This window comes from Rhizobacter sp. P1_G5, assembly GCF_056405435.1.
This window is the reverse complement of record NZ_JBFUCB010001019.1, coordinates 1-1,215: the sequence shown is the minus strand read 5'-3', so window position 1 is coordinate 1,215 and position 1,215 is coordinate 1. Positions and strand designations below refer to the sequence as shown.

The 1,215-nt window shown below is 70.9% G+C and carries 1 protein-coding gene and 1 pseudogene; one reads left to right on the top strand and one right to left on the bottom strand.

Features of this window, described 5'->3' with window-relative positions:
- Window positions 1–896 (top strand): response regulator (locus tag AC1D12_RS33690; protein WP_477845426.1); only part of this gene is annotated, 896 nt, incomplete at its 5' end.
- A 21-nt stretch (window positions 897–917) separates the two neighbouring features.
- Here the strand turns inward: AC1D12_RS33690 and AC1D12_RS33685 are convergent.
- Window positions 918–1,215 (bottom strand): annotated as a pseudogene (locus AC1D12_RS33685) (hypothetical protein); the annotation flags it as partial.

Genomic DNA, 1,215 nt, shown 5'->3' with positions numbered 1-1,215 from the left:
ATGATGCGCAGCGGCAGCTGGTGCAGCAGCAGGTCAGCGTCGGCGCGCTGCTGACGAAGCCGGTCACGCCCTCGTCGCTGTTCGACGCCTGCGGCGAGGCGCTGGGGCTGGCACGGGCGCGCGCACCGCGCGCGATGCAGCGCCAGGAGGCCTTGCTCGGGCACCAGGCGCACCTGCGCGGCGCGCACATCCTGCTGGTGGAGGACAACGCGATCAACCGCGAGATCGCCTTGAGCGTGCTGGGCGATGCCGACATCACGGTCAGCGTGGCCTGCGACGGCCGCGAGGCGCTGGCGATGCTGGCGCGCCAGCGTTTCGACGGCGTGCTGATGGACTGCCAGATGCCGGTGATGGACGGCTACGCCGCCACGCGCGCGCTGCGCCAGCAGCCGCAGTGGCGCGATCTGCCGGTGATCGCGATGACCGCCAACGCGCTGGTCGGCGACCGCGACAAGGTGCTGGCCGCCGGCATGAACGACCACGTCGCCAAGCCGATCAACGTGAACGAACTCTTCGCCACCCTCGCGCGCTGGATCCACCCGGCCGCGGCGCCCGACGACCCCCCGTCGATCGACCGCCCGGCCGGCATCGCCGCCACGATGGGCGACGAAGACCTGTACCTGCGCCTGATGCGCATGTTCCGCGACCGGGAGACGGACTTCGCGCAACGCTTCCGGGCCGCCCGCGCGAGCGGCGACACGGCGACCGCGATGCGCATGGCGCACGACCTGAAGAACGTCGCCGGCACGCTGGCCGTGCGGGGCGTCCACCAGGCGGCGACGGAACTGGAGCGCGCCTGCCTGGACGAGCTCGACGACGCCGGCCTCGAGCCGCTGCTGCGCAACGTCGACCGGCTGCTTCGCCCGGTCATGGCCGAGCTGGTGGCGCTGGGCTGAACGCCGGCCTCGGTGCGAGCTTCAGCGGCCGCGCTTGGCGTCGTACCACAGCTCCGGCCGGTTCGACGGCGTTCCCGGCGTCAGCAGCGGGTTGCGCAGCTCGATCACCGTGCGCTTGTCCAGCCGTGCCTTGCGCAGCCGCTCGCCGAAGTAGTCCTGGAAGACCTTGTCGAACGAGCCGTCGGCGATGGCTTTCTCCAGCCCGTCGCGGATGTCTTTCGCGAGCCTGGTGTTCTGTCGGTTCACCATGAAGTAGGAGTCGTAGAAGTAGTGCAGGGCGAGGTGCGGCTCCACTTCCAGCGTCTCGGCATTGAGGGCC